Source organism: uncultured Holdemanella sp. (assembly GCF_958348295.1).
Classification (GTDB): domain Bacteria; phylum Bacillota_I; class Bacilli_A; order Erysipelotrichales; family Erysipelotrichaceae; genus Holdemanella.
The window spans coordinates 39,763-59,254 of record NZ_CATVYQ010000004.1 but is presented as its reverse complement, the minus strand read 5'-3'; the positions used below and the strand labels follow the sequence as shown (position 1 = coordinate 59,254).

General features: G+C 33.5%; 23 protein-coding genes. 10 read left to right on the top strand and 13 right to left on the bottom strand.

Going from position 1 to position 19,492, the window contains the following annotated elements:
* Position 1 precedes the first annotated feature (1 nt).
* From rnc to Q3907_RS01565, 4 genes are read right to left on the bottom strand one after another with little or no spacing between them, the layout of a single operon-like run.
* The gene (gene rnc, locus Q3907_RS01580; protein ID WP_295644431.1) at positions 2 to 685 is read right to left on the bottom strand and encodes a ribonuclease III; all 684 of its coding nucleotides are present in this window, start codon (positions 683 to 685) and stop codon (positions 2 to 4) included.
* 1 nt (position 686) lies between these two features.
* Positions 687 to 1,163, bottom strand: a complete 477-nt coding sequence (coaD, locus tag Q3907_RS01575; RefSeq protein WP_301896899.1) for a pantetheine-phosphate adenylyltransferase — start codon at positions 1,161 to 1,163, stop codon at positions 687 to 689.
* The gene (gene rsmD, locus Q3907_RS01570) at positions 1,160 to 1,711 is read right to left on the bottom strand and encodes a 16S rRNA (guanine(966)-N(2))-methyltransferase RsmD (RefSeq protein ID WP_301896898.1); all 552 of its coding nucleotides are present in this window, start codon (positions 1,709 to 1,711) and stop codon (positions 1,160 to 1,162) included. Before rsmD ends, coaD begins: the two co-directional genes overlap by 4 nt.
* On the bottom strand, positions 1,708 to 2,916 hold the full coding sequence (locus Q3907_RS01565) for an FtsW/RodA/SpoVE family cell cycle protein (protein ID WP_295644425.1): 1,209 nt from the start codon (positions 2,914 to 2,916) through the stop codon (positions 1,708 to 1,710). Before Q3907_RS01565 ends, rsmD begins: the two co-directional genes overlap by 4 nt.
* 97 nt (positions 2,917 to 3,013) lie before the next feature.
* On the opposite strand from Q3907_RS01565, the gene def reads away from it, so the two are divergent.
* The 3 genes from def to Q3907_RS01550 all read left to right on the top strand — a co-directional run bounded on the left by def (position 3,014) and on the right by Q3907_RS01550 (position 6,322).
* A complete protein-coding gene (gene def, locus Q3907_RS01560) occupies positions 3,014 to 3,565 on the top strand; it encodes a peptide deformylase (protein ID WP_301896897.1) in 552 nt (183 codons plus the stop codon).
* 74 nt (positions 3,566 to 3,639) lie between these two features.
* Positions 3,640 to 5,448 carry a ribonuclease J gene (locus Q3907_RS01555; RefSeq protein ID WP_301896896.1) on the top strand — a complete coding sequence of 603 codons (1,809 nt, stop codon included), beginning with the start codon at positions 3,640 to 3,642 and terminating at the stop codon, positions 5,446 to 5,448.
* Positions 5,449 to 5,482: 34 nt separating this feature from the next.
* On the top strand, positions 5,483 to 6,322 hold the full coding sequence (locus Q3907_RS01550; protein WP_295644423.1) for a metallophosphoesterase: 840 nt from the start codon (positions 5,483 to 5,485) through the stop codon (positions 6,320 to 6,322).
* Positions 6,323 to 6,347: 25 nt separating this feature from the next.
* Here the strand turns inward: Q3907_RS01550 and codA are convergent, their stop codons facing one another.
* The 6 genes from codA to Q3907_RS01520 all read right to left on the bottom strand — a co-directional run bounded on the left by codA (position 6,348) and on the right by Q3907_RS01520 (position 11,637).
* Positions 6,348 to 7,583: a cytosine deaminase gene (gene codA / locus Q3907_RS01545; RefSeq protein ID WP_301896894.1), complete on the bottom strand. Its 1,236-nt coding sequence runs from the start codon at positions 7,581 to 7,583 to the stop codon at positions 6,348 to 6,350.
* A gap of 1 nt (position 7,584) precedes the next feature.
* Positions 7,585 to 8,802: a cytosine permease gene (codB, locus tag Q3907_RS01540; RefSeq protein ID WP_301896892.1), complete on the bottom strand. Its 1,218-nt coding sequence runs from the start codon at positions 8,800 to 8,802 to the stop codon at positions 7,585 to 7,587.
* A gap of 70 nt (positions 8,803 to 8,872) precedes the next feature.
* Positions 8,873 to 9,400 (bottom strand): class I SAM-dependent methyltransferase, encoded by a 528-nt coding sequence (locus Q3907_RS01535; RefSeq protein ID WP_301896891.1) that lies wholly within the window; start codon positions 9,398 to 9,400, stop codon positions 8,873 to 8,875.
* Positions 9,397 to 9,924, bottom strand: coding sequence for a macro domain-containing protein (locus Q3907_RS01530; RefSeq protein ID WP_295644415.1), 528 nt, complete (start codon positions 9,922 to 9,924; stop codon positions 9,397 to 9,399). Before Q3907_RS01530 ends, Q3907_RS01535 begins: the two co-directional genes overlap by 4 nt.
* Positions 9,921 to 10,802, bottom strand: coding sequence for a DNA recombination protein RmuC (gene rmuC, locus Q3907_RS01525; RefSeq protein ID WP_301896890.1), 882 nt, complete (start codon positions 10,800 to 10,802; stop codon positions 9,921 to 9,923). The genes Q3907_RS01530 and rmuC overlap by 4 nt, the downstream gene beginning before the upstream one ends.
* 85 nt (positions 10,803 to 10,887) lie before the next feature.
* A complete protein-coding gene (locus Q3907_RS01520) occupies positions 10,888 to 11,637 on the bottom strand; it encodes a creatininase family protein (protein ID WP_301896889.1) in 750 nt (249 codons plus the stop codon).
* Between the two features lie 56 nt (positions 11,638 to 11,693).
* On the opposite strand from Q3907_RS01520, the gene Q3907_RS01515 reads away from it, so the two are divergent.
* The 5 genes from Q3907_RS01515 (at position 11,694) to Q3907_RS01495 (ending at position 15,609) form a co-directional block, all read left to right on the top strand.
* The gene (locus tag Q3907_RS01515; protein WP_295644408.1) at positions 11,694 to 12,200 is read left to right on the top strand and encodes a phosphatase PAP2 family protein; all 507 of its coding nucleotides are present in this window, start codon (positions 11,694 to 11,696) and stop codon (positions 12,198 to 12,200) included.
* A 78-nt stretch (positions 12,201 to 12,278) separates the two neighbouring features.
* The gene (locus Q3907_RS01510) at positions 12,279 to 13,202 is read left to right on the top strand and encodes an alpha/beta fold hydrolase (protein WP_301896888.1); all 924 of its coding nucleotides are present in this window, start codon (positions 12,279 to 12,281) and stop codon (positions 13,200 to 13,202) included.
* A gap of 44 nt (positions 13,203 to 13,246) precedes the next feature.
* The gene (locus Q3907_RS01505) at positions 13,247 to 13,723 is read left to right on the top strand and encodes a pyridoxamine 5'-phosphate oxidase family protein (RefSeq protein WP_301896887.1); all 477 of its coding nucleotides are present in this window, start codon (positions 13,247 to 13,249) and stop codon (positions 13,721 to 13,723) included.
* Between the two features lie 55 nt (positions 13,724 to 13,778).
* Positions 13,779 to 14,783 (top strand): hypothetical protein, encoded by a 1,005-nt coding sequence (locus Q3907_RS01500; protein ID WP_301896885.1) that lies wholly within the window; start codon positions 13,779 to 13,781, stop codon positions 14,781 to 14,783.
* 4 nt (positions 14,784 to 14,787) lie between these two features.
* The gene (locus Q3907_RS01495; protein WP_301896884.1) at positions 14,788 to 15,609 is read left to right on the top strand and encodes a hypothetical protein; all 822 of its coding nucleotides are present in this window, start codon (positions 14,788 to 14,790) and stop codon (positions 15,607 to 15,609) included.
* Between the two features lie 84 nt (positions 15,610 to 15,693).
* Here Q3907_RS01495 and Q3907_RS01490 read toward each other — a convergent pair whose 3' ends face one another.
* Positions 15,694 to 15,816, bottom strand: coding sequence for a P-II family nitrogen regulator (locus tag Q3907_RS01490; RefSeq protein WP_366558665.1), 123 nt, complete (start codon positions 15,814 to 15,816; stop codon positions 15,694 to 15,696).
* Positions 15,817 to 15,908: 92 nt separating this feature from the next.
* Positions 15,909 to 17,255, bottom strand: a complete 1,347-nt coding sequence (locus Q3907_RS01485) for an MATE family efflux transporter (protein WP_301896883.1) — start codon at positions 17,253 to 17,255, stop codon at positions 15,909 to 15,911.
* A 133-nt stretch (positions 17,256 to 17,388) separates the two neighbouring features.
* Here Q3907_RS01485 and nrdI point away from each other — a divergent pair, with 133 nt between their 5' ends.
* Complete coding sequence (gene nrdI, locus Q3907_RS01480; protein ID WP_003865572.1) at positions 17,389 to 17,739, top strand: class Ib ribonucleoside-diphosphate reductase assembly flavoprotein NrdI; 351 nt, start codon at positions 17,389 to 17,391, stop codon at positions 17,737 to 17,739.
* Between the two features lie 2 nt (positions 17,740 to 17,741).
* Positions 17,742 to 18,275 carry a DUF3793 family protein gene (locus Q3907_RS01475; RefSeq protein WP_003865573.1) on the top strand — a complete coding sequence of 178 codons (534 nt, stop codon included), beginning with the start codon at positions 17,742 to 17,744 and terminating at the stop codon, positions 18,273 to 18,275.
* 146 nt (positions 18,276 to 18,421) lie between these two features.
* Here Q3907_RS01475 and Q3907_RS01470 read toward each other — a convergent pair whose 3' ends face one another.
* Positions 18,422 to 19,453, bottom strand: coding sequence for a M20/M25/M40 family metallo-hydrolase (locus tag Q3907_RS01470; RefSeq protein ID WP_295645620.1), 1,032 nt, complete (start codon positions 19,451 to 19,453; stop codon positions 18,422 to 18,424).
* Positions 19,454 to 19,492: the final 39 nt, after the last annotated feature.

Below are 19,492 nucleotides of genomic sequence, written 5' to 3'. Positions count from 1 at the left end.
TTTATTTAGCCATCTTTTCAAAAGCATCCTTAGCGGCTTTTTGTTCTGCTTTTTTCTTTGTGCTGCTCGTTCCTTGACCTAATAAAATATCATCTAAATAAACCCCCATCGTAAATGTAGGCGCATTACTTGGGCCTGTTTCCTCTAATAATTTATATTGAATTGTTTTTCTAGAATCCGCCTGAATCACTTCTTGTAAGTGTGTTTTATAGTCTGTAACAGCTTCACTTTTTTCTTGTTTGAACACTGGCTTCATGTATTTTGTCAAAATTTCATCGCATACATGATATCCTTGATCAATATAAATAGCTCCAATACATGCTTCAAACTGATCAGCTAAAATACTTTCTCTATTTCTGCCACCTGTTTTTTCTTCACCTACACCTAGACGCAAGAATTCATACCAGCCTAATTGTCTATTTAATACAGCTAGTGTAGATTCACAAACTGTCTGTGCGCGAAGCGTAGTCATTTGTCCTTCACGCATTTTTGGTTTCATCAAGAAAAGCTGAGTCGCACTCCAAATTTGTAAAACAGAATCCCCAATAAATTCAAGTCGTTCATTATCATCCATTTCACGATGATGTTCATTGGCATAAGAAGAGTGTGTACATGCCTCTAAATAAATATCCTCATTTTTATATTTATATCCATTCGCCTTTAACCAATCAATAAACTTTTCCATTTTATTCTTCTCCTTTTTTAAGATCTTCTAATACACAAGCTGGGACAAAGCCAGCAATATCCTGTCCATATTTAAAGAGTTCTCGTACGTTTGAACTTGAATACAAACTGTATTCAGGTCGCGTAAACAAACAAACTGTTTCAATATTCTCATCCAATCTTGCATTCATAAACGCCATATTTTGCTCGTATGTACAATCCACTCCATTTCGAATTCCACGTACCAGCACAGTAGCATTTACACTTTTACAAGCCTCTACTACTAATCCAGATTGAATTTTACATGTTACATTCGATAAATGTTTTGTCGATTCATTCAACCATTTTAATCTTCTTTCCTCAGTAAATTCATTATTCTTATCTGAATTTGGAGAAATAAATACAACCAATTCATCAAATAATTTACTAGCTCTTTCAATAATATCTAAATGCCCATAAGTAACTGGGTCAAACGTTCCACAAAATGCCGCTACTTTCATTCTTCATTCTCCTTTTGATAATAAGAAATACGCGTAATACCATATGTCTTTTCTTTATATTTTGTAAAGGAAGCCATTCTTTCTGGCCAAATCTCTTCTTCAAGGCTTTCCACAACAATAATTCCATCTGATTTCACAATATTTAAATCATCTAATTTTTGAATCAATTTTTCATTCTCCTGTTTTGCGTAAGGTGGATCAATATAAACCACATCATATTGCAATGTAAGACGATCCAATACACTAAAGATATTCCCACAAATAATTTTTGTTTCTTTTTCTGCCTTTAAACTTTTAACGTTCTCCTTAATCACAGAAACAGCTCCTTTATTATTATCCACTAAAGTTGCATGATTCATGCCACGACTTACAGCTTCTAAACCCATATTTCCAGTTCCACTATAACAATCCAAAAAATTACCACCATCAAATAAATTTCCTAAACTCGAAAAAATTGCACCTTTAATTTTATCTTGTGTCGGTCTAGTCGCATCATTTTTAGGACTTTTTAATGATCTAGAACCATATTTTCCTGCCACTATTCTCATGATAAACGATCCATCTCCTTTCGTCTGATTGAACAAATACAATTTTGTGCCAACCCCATCGTTAGCATAATAGATATCACGCTGGTTCCTCCACTACTAATAAATAATAATGGAACACCTGTAAAAGGAATCAGACAAGCAACTCCCCCTGCATTTAAGAAAAAATGCATAAATAAGTAAACTCCAGTTCCTCCTAATATAACCTTATACATATCTTCACTCGTTTTGAATGCATAATAAAACAAGCGATATTCAATAATTCCATATAAAATAACAATTCCTAACAAGCCAAAAACGCCTGTTTCTTCTATCAATACAGCCAAGATATAATCGTTGTCTGCCTGCGTTAAATATCCATATTTACGTGCTGAGTTTCCAATACCTTTTCCAACAATATTTGAACTTGCGATTCCATATAAAGAATTGGCAGGCTGATATCCATCTCCATATACATCAGTATATGGATCTTTAAAGTTCTCAACTCGTACTGCAATATGTGCAAACGGTGTACTTTTTAAGACTTCAGATCCAATATTTGTGAATCCAAATAAAGCAACAACTGCGATAATTACTGCATACACTAGGAATTTAAGTCTACGTTGCATATGTTGCAAAACAGGATATTTAGGAATCATAATACAAGACAAAAAAGTAAAGCTAATAATAACTAATGTTCCTATATCTTTTTGACAAAATATAATAATACAGATACAAATAAATACGATCCATGCTCTTTTAAAAAGTTTACCCTTATCTTTTAACATAGATGTTTTCTTCTTTGCACGATATAGACATGTAGCACATATAATAATAATGAATGGTTTTGCGAATTCACTTGGCTGCAAAGATATACTCCCAATCTGTATCCATGCATGACTTCCCCCAATTTCCGGAAATGCGAACGGAAGCACCATTATAAACAAACAAATTGGAATAATAAGTATTTCTAGCGCTGAATACCAACCAAAGCGAAACATTTTATTCATAAATAACATCGCAATATATCCACAAATCATAAATACACACTGCTTAAAAACTACTGTTTTTACAATATCCGGCGCATATGTAGTTTTACCAACATTAGTTGAAACTATTGTGAATGTACCAATCAACAAAAGAAGCATAACCGCCCAATTGATATATTTATCACACTTTGGATCTAATGCCAAAAGCGATGATTTTTCCCTCTTTTTTTGTTTGGACATGAAAATCCCCCTATCATAAATTCTATTTTATCATATTTTCAAAAATCATTTGTCAATAATTCGAAAATGCTATAGAATACATTCGAGGATGATTACTATGAAAATAACAAGCAAAGATATTATTTTAGATACAGATGAAAGAATTCGCATGCGCAGTGAACCTGTTACATTACCTTTGTCTAATGAAGATAGAGAACTTTTACAGGCTATGCTAGATTATGTACGCAATTCACAAGATGATAAACTTTCACAAGAAGAAGGACTACAACCTGCTGTTGGTATTGCAGCTGTTCAAGTTGGTGTTTTAAAACAAATGATTGCAGTTGTGGTTCCATATGAAGATGGTGTAGATGAAGTTGCATTAGCCAATCCAAAAATCATTTCTGAATCTGTACAAAATGCATATTTAGATAACGGAGAAGGTTGTTTATCTGTAAAAGGCGAACATCCAGGTCATGTTTTCCGTCATGCAAGAATCAAAGTTCGTGGTTATGATTTAATTCAAGATAAAAATGTTACTATATCTGCAGAAGGCTATTTTGCGATTTGCCTTCAACACGAAATCGATCACTTGTCAGGTACACTTTTCTATGATCATATTGATGCCAATAATCCTTGGAAAAGCGATGATGAGGCAGAAGTCATTTAAGCTTCTGCTTTTTTAAATTGCATAGCTTTGCTATAATAAAAATAGAGTCATTAATTTATAGAAAGAGGTCGAATATGCCAAAAACACAAGAACATACGTTTGGGCATGCATCGAACAAAAAACCATATCATGCAAAAAATCACGTTGAAAAAGGTGATACTTTGATCTATGCCTTAGGAGGCTTAGGTGAAGTTGGTAAAAATATGTATTGCTACGAACACGAAAATGAAATCTGTATCGTAGATTGTGGCGTTTTGTTTCCAGGTGATGACTTACTAGGTGTAGATTATGTTATTCCTGATTATCATCATTTGATTCGCATGAACAAAAAAAGAAAGTTTTTAGTAATTACCCATGGTCACGAGGACCATATTGGAGGAATTCCATTTTTATTAAAACAAGTCCAAATTGATGCAATCTATGCACCTCGTTTCGCAAAGGCTTTGATTCTTAAAAAGTTAAGTGAACATAAAGGACTAGAAAAAACAAAAATTATAGAAATCGATGAAAACTCAAGCATTACCACAAAATATTTTAAAGTTGGTTTTTTCAATACCATCCACTCAATCCCAGATTCTTTAGGTGTACATATCACATGTCCTAATGGATCTATTGTCCATACAGGTGACTTTAAATTTGACTTAACACCTGTAGGGACAAATGCAGACTACCAAAAAATGGCTTTCATTGGAGTTACAAAACCAGATTTATTGATGTCTGATTCTACAAACTCTGGTGTTGAAGATTTCTCTATTTCAGAAAGAAAAGTTGCTAATGAAATCCAAGATATCATGCGTAAAACAAAACAACGTCTAATTGTTGCTACATTCGCATCTAACGTACATCGTGTTGCCCAAATTATTGAGGCTGCTACTAAATTTGGTAGAAAAGTTATTGTATTTGGACGTAGTATGGAAAACGTTGTGGATATTGGAAGAAAAATGGGTACAATCAAAGTTAAAAATTCAGACTTTTTAAGTCCTGAAGAACTTGCTTATACACCAGATGATAAAGTATGTATTATCTGTACAGGAAGCCAAGGTGAACCACTTGCAGCTCTATCAAGAATCGCAAATGGAACACATCGTTTTATTCACTTAAAACCAGGTGATACAATCGTATTCTCAAGTAATCCAATTCCAGGAAACCAATCAAGTGTCAATCGTGTTATTGATAACCTGTTTAGATCCGGAGCTACAGTACTCACAAAATCTATTTTAAATAACTTGCATACAACGGGGCACGCTTCAAAAGAAGAACAAAAACTAATGTTGCAACTTGTACGTCCAACATATTTTATGCCAGTTCATGGTGAATATAAGATGTTGATGCAACATAGACAAACGGCTATGGAAACTGGTATTCCAAAAGATAACATCTTTGTATGTGCAAACGGTGATATCCTTATTTTAAGAGATCACAAAGTACTACAAAGTGATTGGCGATACCAAGGCGATGATATCTATGTAGATGGAAATGATATTTCCGGACTATCCACTGCTGTATTAAAAGATCGTCGTATTTTAGCTGACAATGGTTTAGTTGCCGTTATTTTAGCTATTGACTCTAAAGAAAATAAAATCTTAATGAGACCCGTTATCGTATCACGTGGATTTATCTTTATTAAAGATTCTCAGGGATTGATCAAAGAAGCTGAATATATTGTAAATAATTCACTTCAAGAAAAGATGAAAGAAAAAACAACTTTCTCTGAAATCAAAAACTGTGTACGCTCTACATTAGAACCATTCTTATATAAGAAAACACATCGAAATCCTATCGTGATTCCAGTTATTTTGAATTCAAAACAAACAATGGAAGAACTTCAGAAGAATCGTAAAAATTTCCACGGAAGAAAACCAAGAGTTACAAAGGCATCCTAGTGATGTCTTTTCTTTTTTATGTTAAAATAATGCCATGACAAAGTTTCAGAAACAAATGTTTATCATTATCACTATATTATTTGCGGTTGTCCTTAGTATGGCTTCATCTTTAACTATCGCAAAAAATCTAGAACCTGATAAATTAAACGTGCAATACAAAACATTACAAGATTCTAAAATTCCTGAATCCATGAACGATGTCTCTATCGTTTATTTCACAGATCTGCAGTATGGCAAGTTTGAAAACAAAAAAAGAGCTAATAAGCTCTTTGATAAAATCGAACATTTAGATCCAGACATCATTATTTTTGGTGGAGATCTATTTGATGAAACATGCCAAATGAATCAAGAAGACATTGATTATATTACTAGTAAATTATCAAAAATCACCGCGCCATTAGGTAAGTTTTGTGTGCTAGGAGAAAAGGATGAAGCAAATAGCAATGTTGTTCGTTCCATATTGAATCAATCCCAATTTGAAATCTTAGAAAACGAAACAATTCTTCTGACAAATCAAAAGAAAGATGGCATTACATTAAGTGCATTATCAAATACACCAGATCCAAGTAAAATTTCTACAGCAGATGCACAATATAACTTGTTAGTTACACATATGCCAGATACATTAATAAATGAAGATTTATCCACAAAATCCATATCCTTAGCATTATGTGGACACTCGCATGGGACACAAATCACATTCCCTATTTTAGGAGGATATAAAACAATAGATGGCGCAAAATCATTAAATCGCTCTCATGCTAAAAAGCTTTCCTTTCCATATATCATTTCATCTGGTGTTGGCTGCACACATGTAAATCTTCGTTTTATGTCGACTCCTGAAGTCTATTATTTTATGCTACAAAGTAAATAAACACAAAAAGGTCCTTATGGACCTTTTAAAATAGAATTTTTCGTGTTGCCGGTGTACAAGATGCGATCAATTTTCCATCTTTGTAAGATTTTAATACTGGCGCATCCAAATTTAAAGCTTCATGGTAATTTTTAGCATCCATCACGACAAAACTTGCCGGATTTCCTTCTTGAATTCCATAGCTATCCCCTAAATGCAAAGTTTTGGCTGCATTTGTCGTTACAAATTTATATGAATTTAAAATTTCTTCATATCCCATCATATGTCCAGTATAGATTCCCATATACACAGGATCACGCATATTTCCACTTCCCATTGGATTCCAAGGATCAAAAATATCATCCGTTCCAAAAGAAACATTACATCCAGCTTCTGTTAATTCCTTAACTCGTGTTAATCCACGACGCTTAGGATATGTATCTGCACGACCTCCTAAATGAACATTTACACATGGATTAGCCACGAAATTTATGTTTGACATTTTTAAAATACGCATTAATCGAATCATATAAGCATTATTATACGAATGCATAGCCGTTGTATGGCTGGCCGTTACTTGATCTTTCATGCCAGTTTCATAAGCAAGTGTAGCCACTGTTTCAAGTCCACGACTAGCTTCATCATCAATTTCATCGCAATGAATATCAATTAGCTTTCCATACTTTTGAGCTAATTCAAAACAAATTTTTAAAGATTCGACCGAATATTCACGCGTAAATTCAAAGTGAGGAATAGCTCCAGCTGCATCTGCCCCCAATTTCAAAGCTGTTTCCAACAATTCTTTTCCTTTTGGATAACTCAAAATTCCATATTGAGGAAAAGCAACAATTTGAATGTCCATGAAATCCTTCACTTCTTCTCTCAATTCCAAGATAGCTTCTAAAGCCGTTAAATTTGGATCATTGATATCTACATGCGTACGAACATGTTGAACACCATGACTTGCCTGCATACGAATGACTTTGTTTACACGATCCATCACATCTTTTTTTGTTAAAAACTCCTTACGTTCTTCCCAACGCTCAATACCTTCAAATAGAGTTCCCGACATATTCCAATGTGGTTGACCAGCTGTCAAACAAGTATCTAGATGAACATGAGATTCCACAAAAGGTGGAAGAATAAGTTTCCCTTCTAGATCGATCACTTCTTCTTGTGCATATGGCTCTAAATCCTTTTTGATTTCTTTGAATTTTCCATCTTCAATTCGGATACACTTTAATTCTTCATTATTTTCAATACATGCATTTTTTATTAACATTTTATGCCTCTTTCTTTCTTACATATCCAATAAAATAACATATGGCTGCAACTATCATCGCATTTACCGCTGCAATTCCCCAAGCAAGGACATTCGCAACAATAGCCCCAACAATAACACCAACAATATTGAAACTATTAAAATCACCTACATCCATATTATCTTTATATTTTTTTCTTTTCATAAAGAAATCCAAAATGACAATAATTCCGATTGGTGGCAACACACAATTCAGTATGTTAAGCCAACCTGTAAAATTGTAATACAACCAAATAGATAAGATAGTACCGATAATTCCTGCAATCCATGTTGTTATTTTCATTTGGATATTTGTGATATTACTAATCGCAAGACCACCTGTATAAAGAGCGTTATTATTTGTTGTCCAAATATTAGCTCCTAAAACAATAATAGCAGGAATGGCCAAGCCTTGTGCAATCATGACATAGAAAATGTCATCAGCACCTGTAAATGCACCTCCAATTGCACCGAAACAAAACATTAATGTATTACCAAAGAAAAACGCAATAACAGTTGTCCAAACCGCAATTTTATTATTCTTCGCAAACCGAATAAAATTCGGTGTCGCTGTCCCTCCAGAAATAAAGGAACCAATCACATATCCAATTCCTGTAAACACACTGATTTTTCCAGCCGATTGTGCAAACACAGACACAAGACCACCACCATCAGTCGTGGCGGTAACCATTGAATAGACACCCAATACAACAATTAAAGGAACAGATATCGTACTTACGACTTCTAATGCCTTCATACCTGTAGCAGCTGTCAAAGTCATCAATAATCCAGCTGCAATTGTCAATACCCATTCATTGATGCCTAAAAGTTGTGCTGTTGGAATTGAAAACATCGCTACACCAACGCCAAACCATCCAATTTGTGTAAACCCTAGAACTAAGCTTGATAAATAAGAACCTTTCTTACCAAAAGCTTTTCGACAAAGCAAATCCATTGTTAGTCCTGTGTCAGATCCTATATAGGCTAATATTCCACAATAAATAGATAAAATAATACCTCCTATGACACACGCTAAAACAAATTCTTTAAAATCCAAACCATTTCCTAGTTTTGCTCCTACACTCATACTTGCAGAAAAGAAAGTAAATCCAAGCATGACAAAAAACATACTTCGAAACCCTTTTCTTGCACTTTCTGGAACCGCTTCTAATGAATAATCTTTATCTTTTATTTCTTCCATATATACTCCTTCATTTCAAAATTCACTATATGATTTTAACAGAAAAAGGTACCTATATACAGTACCTAAATCATCTTCTTTTCTCAATTAATAATAGATATGGACAATGATCCACCAATAAATTCTGCACCTTCTGTACCTGAATCGTTGTTTGTGTTTTTAAAAACTCTTCTACACAAATCGCCTCTTCTTTACCCGTATCATGTGGATACATCACAAGTGCCATTCTTCCTTTTACTTTTAAAAGGTTTAAAGCTTGTCTGACAGCACTTACACTTGAGGAAGATTGGGTTGTAATTTTAAGATCTCCTTTAGGAAAATAACCAAAATTAAAGAGAATCGCATCCACTTCTTCATGAATATATTCTTCCATATGTTCATGTCCAACATTATAGAAACAAGTTCTTTGATCATCCAATCGTTCTTTTGTACTTTCAAAAACATCCCTTTGAATTTCGAAGCCATAAACTATACGTACATTCTGAGACAAAAAGAAATCTGTATCTTTTCCCTGCCCTAATGTAGCATCTACACATATTGCTTGTTTATGAAGGGCTGGCTTTAAAAATTCATGAGATAAATCAACCATGGATTTCATCGTAATCTAAGTGCCTCTTTATATAGCATATAATCTTCTGTCTTATCGCAAACAAAACATACATGAATTACCTTTGTTTCTGGAAATTTATTCATCAAGCGTTTCACTGTTCGAATTGCAACTAAGCAAGCCTCATGATTTGGATATGCATTGATACCTGTAGAAATACATGGAAAAGCAATATTAATCGATTCCATATCATTTTTGCGCATATAATCATAAGCTAATGCCATACTATTCCAGTAACAAGCTGCCAAATATTCATCTTCATTATGTGCTCCATCAATATAGCGTGGTCCACACGTATGAATAACAGCTCTACATGGTAAATTAAAAGATTCTGTCATTTTAGCTTTTCCTACTTCTAAACCATTCAATTCTTGACATGCCTTCATCATTTCACTTCCTGCTTGATGAAATATTTGTGAGCTTACCCCTTGCATTGGTAAAACTTGTTGATTTGTTGGATCCACAATCAAATCAAAATCCAATAAAGATATATTTCCTTTTAATGTACTAATCATTTGTCTTCTCCCATCTTCGTCATTCGACTCGATAACTTTTGTGCAGAAATAGAAACCGCATGAAATTGTGTTGTCAAAGTTTCCAAGGTCTTTTCTGCCTTTATACTTCTTTCTACAAGACGATTCGCATCTTCTTGAAGCAATAATATATTTCTTTCTATCTCTTCCATATGACTTGTCCTATAAAAATCTTTTGTACTTGATAATAAGGTCATCACTTCTGCCACAAGTGTTGTCGGAGATACTAACATCACATGTTTTTGAAGGGCATATGTGAATAGATCATCGCATTTTGCGCATACAAATTGATAAATAGCTTCACTAGGCACAAACAATAAGGCATAAGGCATTGTATCCATAGTGATGTATTTATTAGCGACATCATCAATATGTTTTTTCATATTCATTTTAAAAGGTCTTAAATATGTATCCATATCCTCTTGAAGATTCAAATAGTTTTCCATCGGAAACTTTGAATCAATACATAACACTTTATTCGTAGCCGGCAAATGAAAAGCGCAATCCGCAATTTTACCATTAGGCAGAGTATACTGCATAGAATAAATGGATGGATTTTGACCACAATATACACTTAGAAGCATATCCAATTGATATTCTCCCCAATTTCCTCGAAGTTTCGTATTTGTCATAACTTGATTCATACGATACAAATAGTCTTCCATTTGATTCAAACTCATTTTAGATGTAGCCTGATTCTTCTGTACATCCTGTACTTGCTTTAAAAGATATTCAAAATTCTTTTGAAGAATCAATGAATCCGAATTTACCTTTTTTTCTTCTTTCAATTTATTTTGCATCAACAAAACAATTAAACATACAATCACAACGCATAATAATATTAAAATAATGATTTCCATTAAAGCCTCCATACGAAAAGAAAAGAGACAAAAGATATTTGTCCCCTATTTGTATGTTTATTATAGTTCAACTTTTAATGAATTACTACATCTTTTGAAATTCTTTCATGTATTCCACAAGAAAATCAGCCGTAGCCTCAACCATCTCTTTACCCCATTCATATGTTGCATATTTAGGATGATCCTTACCAAACCAACCATTATCACTACTTAAGCGATTGCTTCTAGGAACAGGAATATCCACGCCTTTAAAGTTTACCGTTTGAGCATTGGAAGCTGTTAATTCAGATGTAAACTGATTTAAATTTGAATCTTCTATCTTATCTTTTTGAACTAGACTTTCATCCACATACAATATAGCTGCCGTTTCCTGACCTGCACCATGGCCTCCAGCCCATTTGGGATTGATTTTTCCGGCGATGGTCCACCAATCAAAAATTGTACCTACTGCACCCTTTTTATATAAATGACGACACACTTTACTTAGTGCATGACTATTTCCTCCATGACCATTTAAGAACACAAAATGTCTAGCACCACAATCATACAATCGATCACTGATTCTTTCCATAACCATTTCTAATAAGTCACTGCCAATCGATATTGTACCTGTATATTCTGTATGAAAATCCGCATCCCCATAAGGCAATGTTGGTGCAATTAATACATCACTTTGTTTTTCTACAAGCTCTAAAATCTTATTAGGAATCATTGTATCTGTTCCTAATGGATTATGGATTCCATGATTTTCTGTACTTCCCGTTGTCAAAATCACCATATCATGATCCTTAAAATATTCTTCACAATCTTTCCAACTCATTCTTTCTAGTCGCATAGCTTCACTTCCTATCTGTATATATGTATAATACTCCTAACGAAAGGAAAATTTCCATGGATATTCAAATTTTATTATTTATACAAGAAAATATACGAAACTATATATTAACACCATTCTTCACTTTGATCACAAACGAATATTTTTTATATGCAATTTTAGTAGTCGTATTAATTTATATGTTTAAGAAAAATAGCCAAACTCGAAAACTCGCAAAAGAAACAATCATTGCCTTTTTAATTTGTACTGTATTATTCATTGTATTAAAACTCATATTTCAAAGACCTAGACCCTTTGATGCGTTTAATGAACTTGTTCCATTAGTAGATAAACCTAGTGATTATTCATTTCCATCTGGACACACCGCATCTGCCTTTATTTGTGCCTTTATGGTGTATGATGGTCTTCCCAAAAAATACAGTATTCTAATCATCATACTCGCAATTCTTGTTGCCTTTTCTAGACTCTATGTAGGCGTACATTATCCAACGGATATTCTTGCAGGTATTATTCTTGCGTACATTGTTTATAAATTCATGAAAAAGACTATGTCAGCTAAATGACATAGTTTTTTTGTAGGAGTATAATAAAAACAGATATAGTACGAGTTAACATTACACAAAGAAAAGGAGGATTATTGTATGTTACACGAAGTATCTTTTACATCATATAATGAACGTGATCAAGTGCAAGGCTGGATTTATGTTCCTGCCTGCAAACCGAATGGAATTGTTCAATTGATTCATGGATTTGGCGAACACTCAAGGCGCTATATTCATATGATATCGGCTTTTCTAGATGCTGGTTACATTGTCGCAGCTGATGATCATGTAGGTCATGGAAAAACCGCAATGGTAAATAATGTCTGGGGTGACTGGGGAGACAAAGGATGTCACACCATGATGGAAGATGAACACACATTGAAGAAAATTGTATGTGAGAAATATCCAAATTTACCTTACTTCTTATTTGGTCACAGTATGGGTTCATTTATCACAAGAGATTTTATTGCGAAATACGGAAATGAATTAAATGGTGCAACCATTTGTGGTACAACAGGCATTTTCCGTGGTGCTAAAGAAGTTAAAGAAAAATTGAAAGAAATCATTGATGCAGGACACGGTGAAGAGTCGGATCCTAATATTGTTAGCTCACTTATGGGCTGGATGTGCGAACGTTGTGGTGAAGTTCAAATTGGAAATGAATGGATTTGCCACGATCCATATGTGCAAATTGATCATGCGAAAGATCCTTTTGATGCCTTCACAAGACCTACAAGTAATCGTTCGATTTATGATTTTATCCAAATGATGCTTGTGATTGAAGGAACACAATGGGCCAAAAAAGTACCAACCGAATTACCTATTTACAATATTGCCGGTGATCAAGATCCAGTTGGTGAATATGGTCTTGGAGTTTGTCAAGTCAGCAACTGGCTTGTTGAAACTGGACATCATGTCACTACTAAATTGTATTCTGGTTATCGTCATGAAATTCATAATTATGCAGAAATCAAAAATGAAGTGGAAGCCGGAATCATTGAATTCATGAATTCGAATCTATAGAGGTGTAATTCAATTTACACCCTTTTTCATTAAAGGAGATACCTATGTTTAAGACAATGCGAAGATTTAAACAACAATTAAGCCAAGAAAAATGTATTGAAATACTTACCAATGAACCACATGGAGTATTATCTTTAATCAGTGATACGGGATATCCCTATGGTTTTCCTATCACACATTGGTATGATGAAAAGACTGGAAACATTTATTTTCATGGGGCTAAAGAAGGACACAAGATGGATTGTTTAAAACAATGCGATAAAGCTAGCTTTTGCGTCATGGATAAAGGTTTTAAGAAAGATGGTGAATGGGCTATTCATTATCAGAGTGTAATTGTATTTGGAAAAATTCATACTGTAAATGATCCAGATAAAATCAAAGAAATATGTACGCAACTCTGTTTAAAATTTACCGATGATCAAGATTATATTGATCATGAATTAAAATATTCAGGTCCTAGCGTACAATGTTTTGAACTCGTTCCTGAACATATAACCGGAAAAATCGTCAAAGAATCATAATTGAGTTTCATGTCCTTCAATGTTACTATTAATATAATAAAGTTGAGGAATTATTATGGCAACACAAGCAACATTAGAGCAATGGAAAGAACTATATGATTTAGCTATCGAAATCACCAAATTAAAGCCATGGAACACTTATTGGGACATGGATTTAATTGCGGTAGAAACAAAGAAAAATGAAGAACCCAACTTCGTATCAATTATGGGTAAAGGTGGCACTTGCACAGGTATCAGTGTCTATCGTGGCATGGAAGGATATAGTGATTTTTGTCAAATCAGCAATGACGACTATAACGTACCTGCAACATTTGTGATGTCTGATCAAAACTGCATTACTTGTTATTGGGGAAATCGTGATGAGGTGGATGATGATATGTATTCTATCATTAAACAACTCGGTCTACGATTTCGTGGAAATGGGAATTGGATCTATTTTAAGACTTTTGAGAAGAAAAGTTTCCCCAGTCTACCAAACTATGGTGAAGTTAAAATGTTGATTGAAACTTATAAAGGATTAATTGAAACATTAAAACATGAAGAATATCAAGAATCTATATTTCAACAAGGAGATATTTTATATACACAAAAAGATGAAGAAGACAACTGGTTCTCATACACAGTGCCAAGACCAATAGAACCTGATAGATACAATACAATCTATATCAATGACGCAAATTTAATTGAACATTTTAAAACCGTCAAACCTAGTGATTTAGAACTTGCGATCGACATGGATTATATGATGGTACCTACAAATGATGCAGGTTTTGAAAGACCTATTAATCCATTGGCATATATTGTATTTGATTTAAGAAATGATCAAATTTTACACTTTGATTTAATTCACCCAGATCAAGAGGATTATGAAGTCATTATGAATAATTTCTTGGGTGCAATCGAACATTTTGGTAAACCTAAACATATATATGCTAGAAATCCATACATTCTAAACTGGCTTGATTTTATTTGTGAGAAATTAGATATTCCTTTAGTTGAAGATGATTTAGAGGAAATCGATGATATATTTAATATGTTAAAACATATGGATATGGAGTAATGAAATGAAAAAGAAACTACAAAAACAAATGGATTCCATGATGGAAATGACAATGGACGCAATCACAAACAATAAGAAATTAGTACCTGCATTAAATGAATTATTCAAATATGCACCAGAAGATGACAAATACCAATTTATCTTACTTCATGAAATTGCCAATCAATACTTACATGAATTATTAGATATTGATTCTGAATTCCATGATTACTCTTTTGAAGAAGGTATAAAGCTTTGTATTGAAGAAAAAACGAACTATTTAAAAGAAAGATTTCAAGTTTGTACCATTCAATTTCAATTGGATGATATCACAAGAACAATTGTATTCCCTAAAAGACTACCTTTAGCAGATATGACCTATTTTGTGATGTCTAGTTTAGATATTGTTTGCAGCTACGACTTCATGATCAATTGCGAAGGGGTTGATTATTCAATGGAAGAAATGAAGATGTGTTCTATTGCCGATTTATGTTTAGAAAAAAATGACATGTTCTTACTATCATTCTTCGATTCTGAAACGGATGAATACTTTCCAGTGACAGGAAAACTCATCAATGAAGAACTAAATAATAAAGAAATCGAATTAGAGCGCATTCATATACTTGAAGCTAAAAACGATGGACCTTGGGTAGAAGAAGATGAACATCGTTCTTTAGATGAACAAAACGATCAGTTGGTTTCTGGATTTTTCTTTAATAAAATGTTCTATGAAAGACCCGATCTATTTGAAGAATTAGAAAATGGTAAAGACATTGAAGAACTGCTTTTTGAAATGATTGATGAAGAATTAAATGATGATGTATTTGATACAGATTTATTAAACTGAAAAGGATCGATATTAAATTCGATCCTTTTCTTATGGCTTGTAATGAATAAGAGAAAAAAGCAATTTTACAAGCCAAGATATATATTATTCTTCATATTTTAATGCATCTTTACCACGAGTAGATGTTGAAATACGAACAACATCAACAACATCATAGACAAAGATTTTTCCATCCCCGATATTACCAGTATTTGAACCCTTACACAAAGAAAAAAGGCATTTACAGTCCATATATTTCATGAACTATAAGCGCCTTTGCCTTATGTATGTACGTATTTTATTCTCTATGAAATAGTTTGTCAACTGTTTTCTGAAACATTTTGAAAATTTCTTTCCATATGATAATAACTCGGAATCAAAATGACAACAGCACCAACCCACGCCAATACTTCTACCGGATATAATCCAGATTTACCAAAAAAGATAGGTAAAACTAAAGCGCCTGAAATTCGCATCATTAATTCAAATAATCCCGACACCATCGGAATAAAAGCATTCGATAAACCTTGAATTGTAGAGCGATATGCGTGCAACATATATAAAATTGGAAGGAAAATGGTTAAACATCTTAAGAAAGTTAATCCGTATGTCATCGCCTCTTTAGCTCCTTGGCTTGTATTTGAAATAAAACAAGAAAGGAAGAATGGCCCAAAGAACCATAGTATTATAGAAATCAAAATGGAAGTGGCTAAAGATAGTAACACAACTTTTTTTACACCGCTCTTAATACGATCATATCTTTTTGCACCATAATTTTGTCCCGTATATGTAACCATGGCATATCCATAAGAAACAGCCGAAATTTCAAGCACTCCATATAATTTATTCATAGCCGTAAAACCTGCAAGAAAATATGTTCCATATCGATTTACAGCACTTGTTAAAACCATGCCACCAATCGCAATTAAAACATTCTGTAAAGCCATAGGAATACCCAGTCTAAACTGGTTCATATAATACGACAAATCTCTACAAATTGAATTTGGCATATATTCCTTTAACTTTAATACATGATATAAACAGAAACATCCAGCTAGAATTTGTGCAATCACTGTTGCAACACCTGCTCCAATAATGCCCCACTCAAGTCCCATGACAAACAATACATCTAAACCAAGATTACAAATACTGGCAATGATCATGGCATGCAATGGTGTTTTTGAATTTCCAAAAGCACGTAAAATACTTGCCAACGCATTGTAGAACATAGTCGCAAATAAACCAATATAAATTACGTGTGTATAAGCCAATGCACGATCCATAATGTCAACCGGCGTCTTTAATAGCACAAGAATTCTTGGTAATAATGGATAAATAATAGCTAATAAAACTACAGTCGATATGATCGCATTGACAACTAAAGCAGAAATACACTTTTGAACATTACTCTTATCATGTGTACCAAATGCATGAGATACAGTAATTGAAAAACCTTGGGCAAGCCCAGTTACTACAGCTATTCCCATCCAAGTAAGCCAATCACAACATCCAATAGCCGCTAACGCCTTAACGCCTAAATGTCTTGAAACGATGATTGTATCACACACTGTATAGAGTTGTTGAAATATATTTCCTAACATTAAAGGTAGAGAAAACAAAATAATTAGTTTTAATTCATTTCCCTTCGTCATATCTTTTACTTTCATAAAACACTCTCCTGTCAAACAGAAACAGTATATCATAAGATAAATTTTTTCCAACAAAGTTATTTGCAACTAACTCATCATGGTATATACTATAGGCAGTTAGAAGTGACTAACTATTAAGGAGGTAACCCATATGAAATATGCATACGCAAGCCGTACTGGCAATGTCGAAGAAATTGTGAATTCGTTAGGTATCGATGCTCTTCGCATTGATGATGGATCTGAAAACATGGATGAACCATACATCTTATTTACATATACAGATGGATATGGCGATGTTCCTGCAGAAGTAGAAAGCTTCTTAATGGCCAATGGTACCTTGATTCAAGGCGTAGTTTGTTCTGGTGATACAGGTTATGGTGATGCTTATTGTCAAGCCGCAGATAAAATCAGTGATGACTATGGTTGTGAAATTCTATATAAAGTAGAAAATTCGGGTACACCAGAAGATATTGAAAACATCAAAAAAGTGATTGGAGCTTAATTATGCCTAAGCAACGTTTTGAATCTTTATTGGCCAATTATTGTGCTCCAACCTTGAAGCAATATAAATATGCCAATATGTTTCACCTTCCAAAAGACGATGATAGTATTCGATTATTGATCAAACACTATAATCAACAATTCAATTCTAAAGGAATCTATTTTATTCTTATAGAACAAGAATCTCAATACACCATTTATGTATACAATTCCAAACTTAAAGACTATATTTCCTCAAATGCAGTTCAAAACTTTTTAAAATCCTATCAATATCCAAATACTTTTGAACTGTGTATACAAGAACTCAAAAAAAGACTTAACACAAAAAACTTTCCTCATGAAATAGGTGTATTTCTAGGATATCCATTAGATGACGTAATTGGATTTATTGAACATAAACCATACTACTTAGTTGGCGATTGGAAGGTGTATCAAAACGTAAATGAAGCAAAGAAACAATTTGATGTATTCAAACAAGCGAAAGAACAAATGTTAAATGAAATTCATAATGGATATGAATTATCTCAAATTATTTAATATTTTGTTTCTATCGACCAATTTCGTGATATTGGTCTAATAATTTAATTATAGATGGTATATTATATGTATGGTTATAAATATCATTTCACATTAAATAATAACCAAAAGAAAGGATATCGAAAAAAATCGATATCCTTCTTTTATTATTCACTTAAAACATAAGCCTTGGTTAGTTTTACACAATCCTCAATAGCTTGAACACTCGTTCTTTCATAGCCATGAGAATTCATACAACCAACACCAAATACCGCAGGTGTAATATTATTTCCAGCACGAATGGCTGCCGTGGCATCCGAACCAAAGCGATAATATGTATCTACGCAATAATGAATATCATTAGCTTTAGCCAAATTGATTAATTTTGTCGTTAATTCCCAATCATAAGGAGAATAATTATCACTCGCTCCAATCGATACTTTCTTTTCCGAACCATGATTATCCGGACCAATCAAGCCAATATCCAACGCAACATATTCACTTACTTCACTAGGAACATATGCACCACCATGCCCAATCTCCTCAAAGATAGGAAACGCAAATAATGTATTATAAGCAGGCGTCAAATTTTCTTCTTTTAATTGACGCAATACTTCAATCACAGCTGCAACCATAGCTTTATCATCAATATGACGTGATTTAACAAAACCAGATTCAGTACGTTTAAAACGTGGTTCGACACTAATCAAATCCCCATGCTCGATACCTAAATCATACACATCCTTAGCACAACTTACGTCTTCATCTAACAAGATGGCTTCATTAAACATATCACGCTCACGACTTCTCGCATCATCAAACACATGAGTAGAATGTGACTTACAAATCACCATACCCTCATATGTTTTACCACTACGTGTATGAATATATACATTTTCACCTTCAATATTATGAAAATTGACTCCACCCAAGTTTTTCACTTCGATCCATCCATTTTCCATCACATGCCGAACTTGCAAACCAATCGTATCCAAATGTGCACCTACACATACTGTCTTACTTGAATCTTTACCTGGTATGCGAACATAAGCAGTTCGCTTATTATCAAATTCAAGCTCATATCCTAGATTTCCAACCATTTCACTTAATTTTTTATGAATTTCAGGATAGAAACCGACGACACTTGGCGTATTGATCAAATCCTCTAGATTTTTTAACATTTCTTCTGTTTTTACCATAATCTTCACTTCCTTTTCTTAAAAGTTATTATACAATAG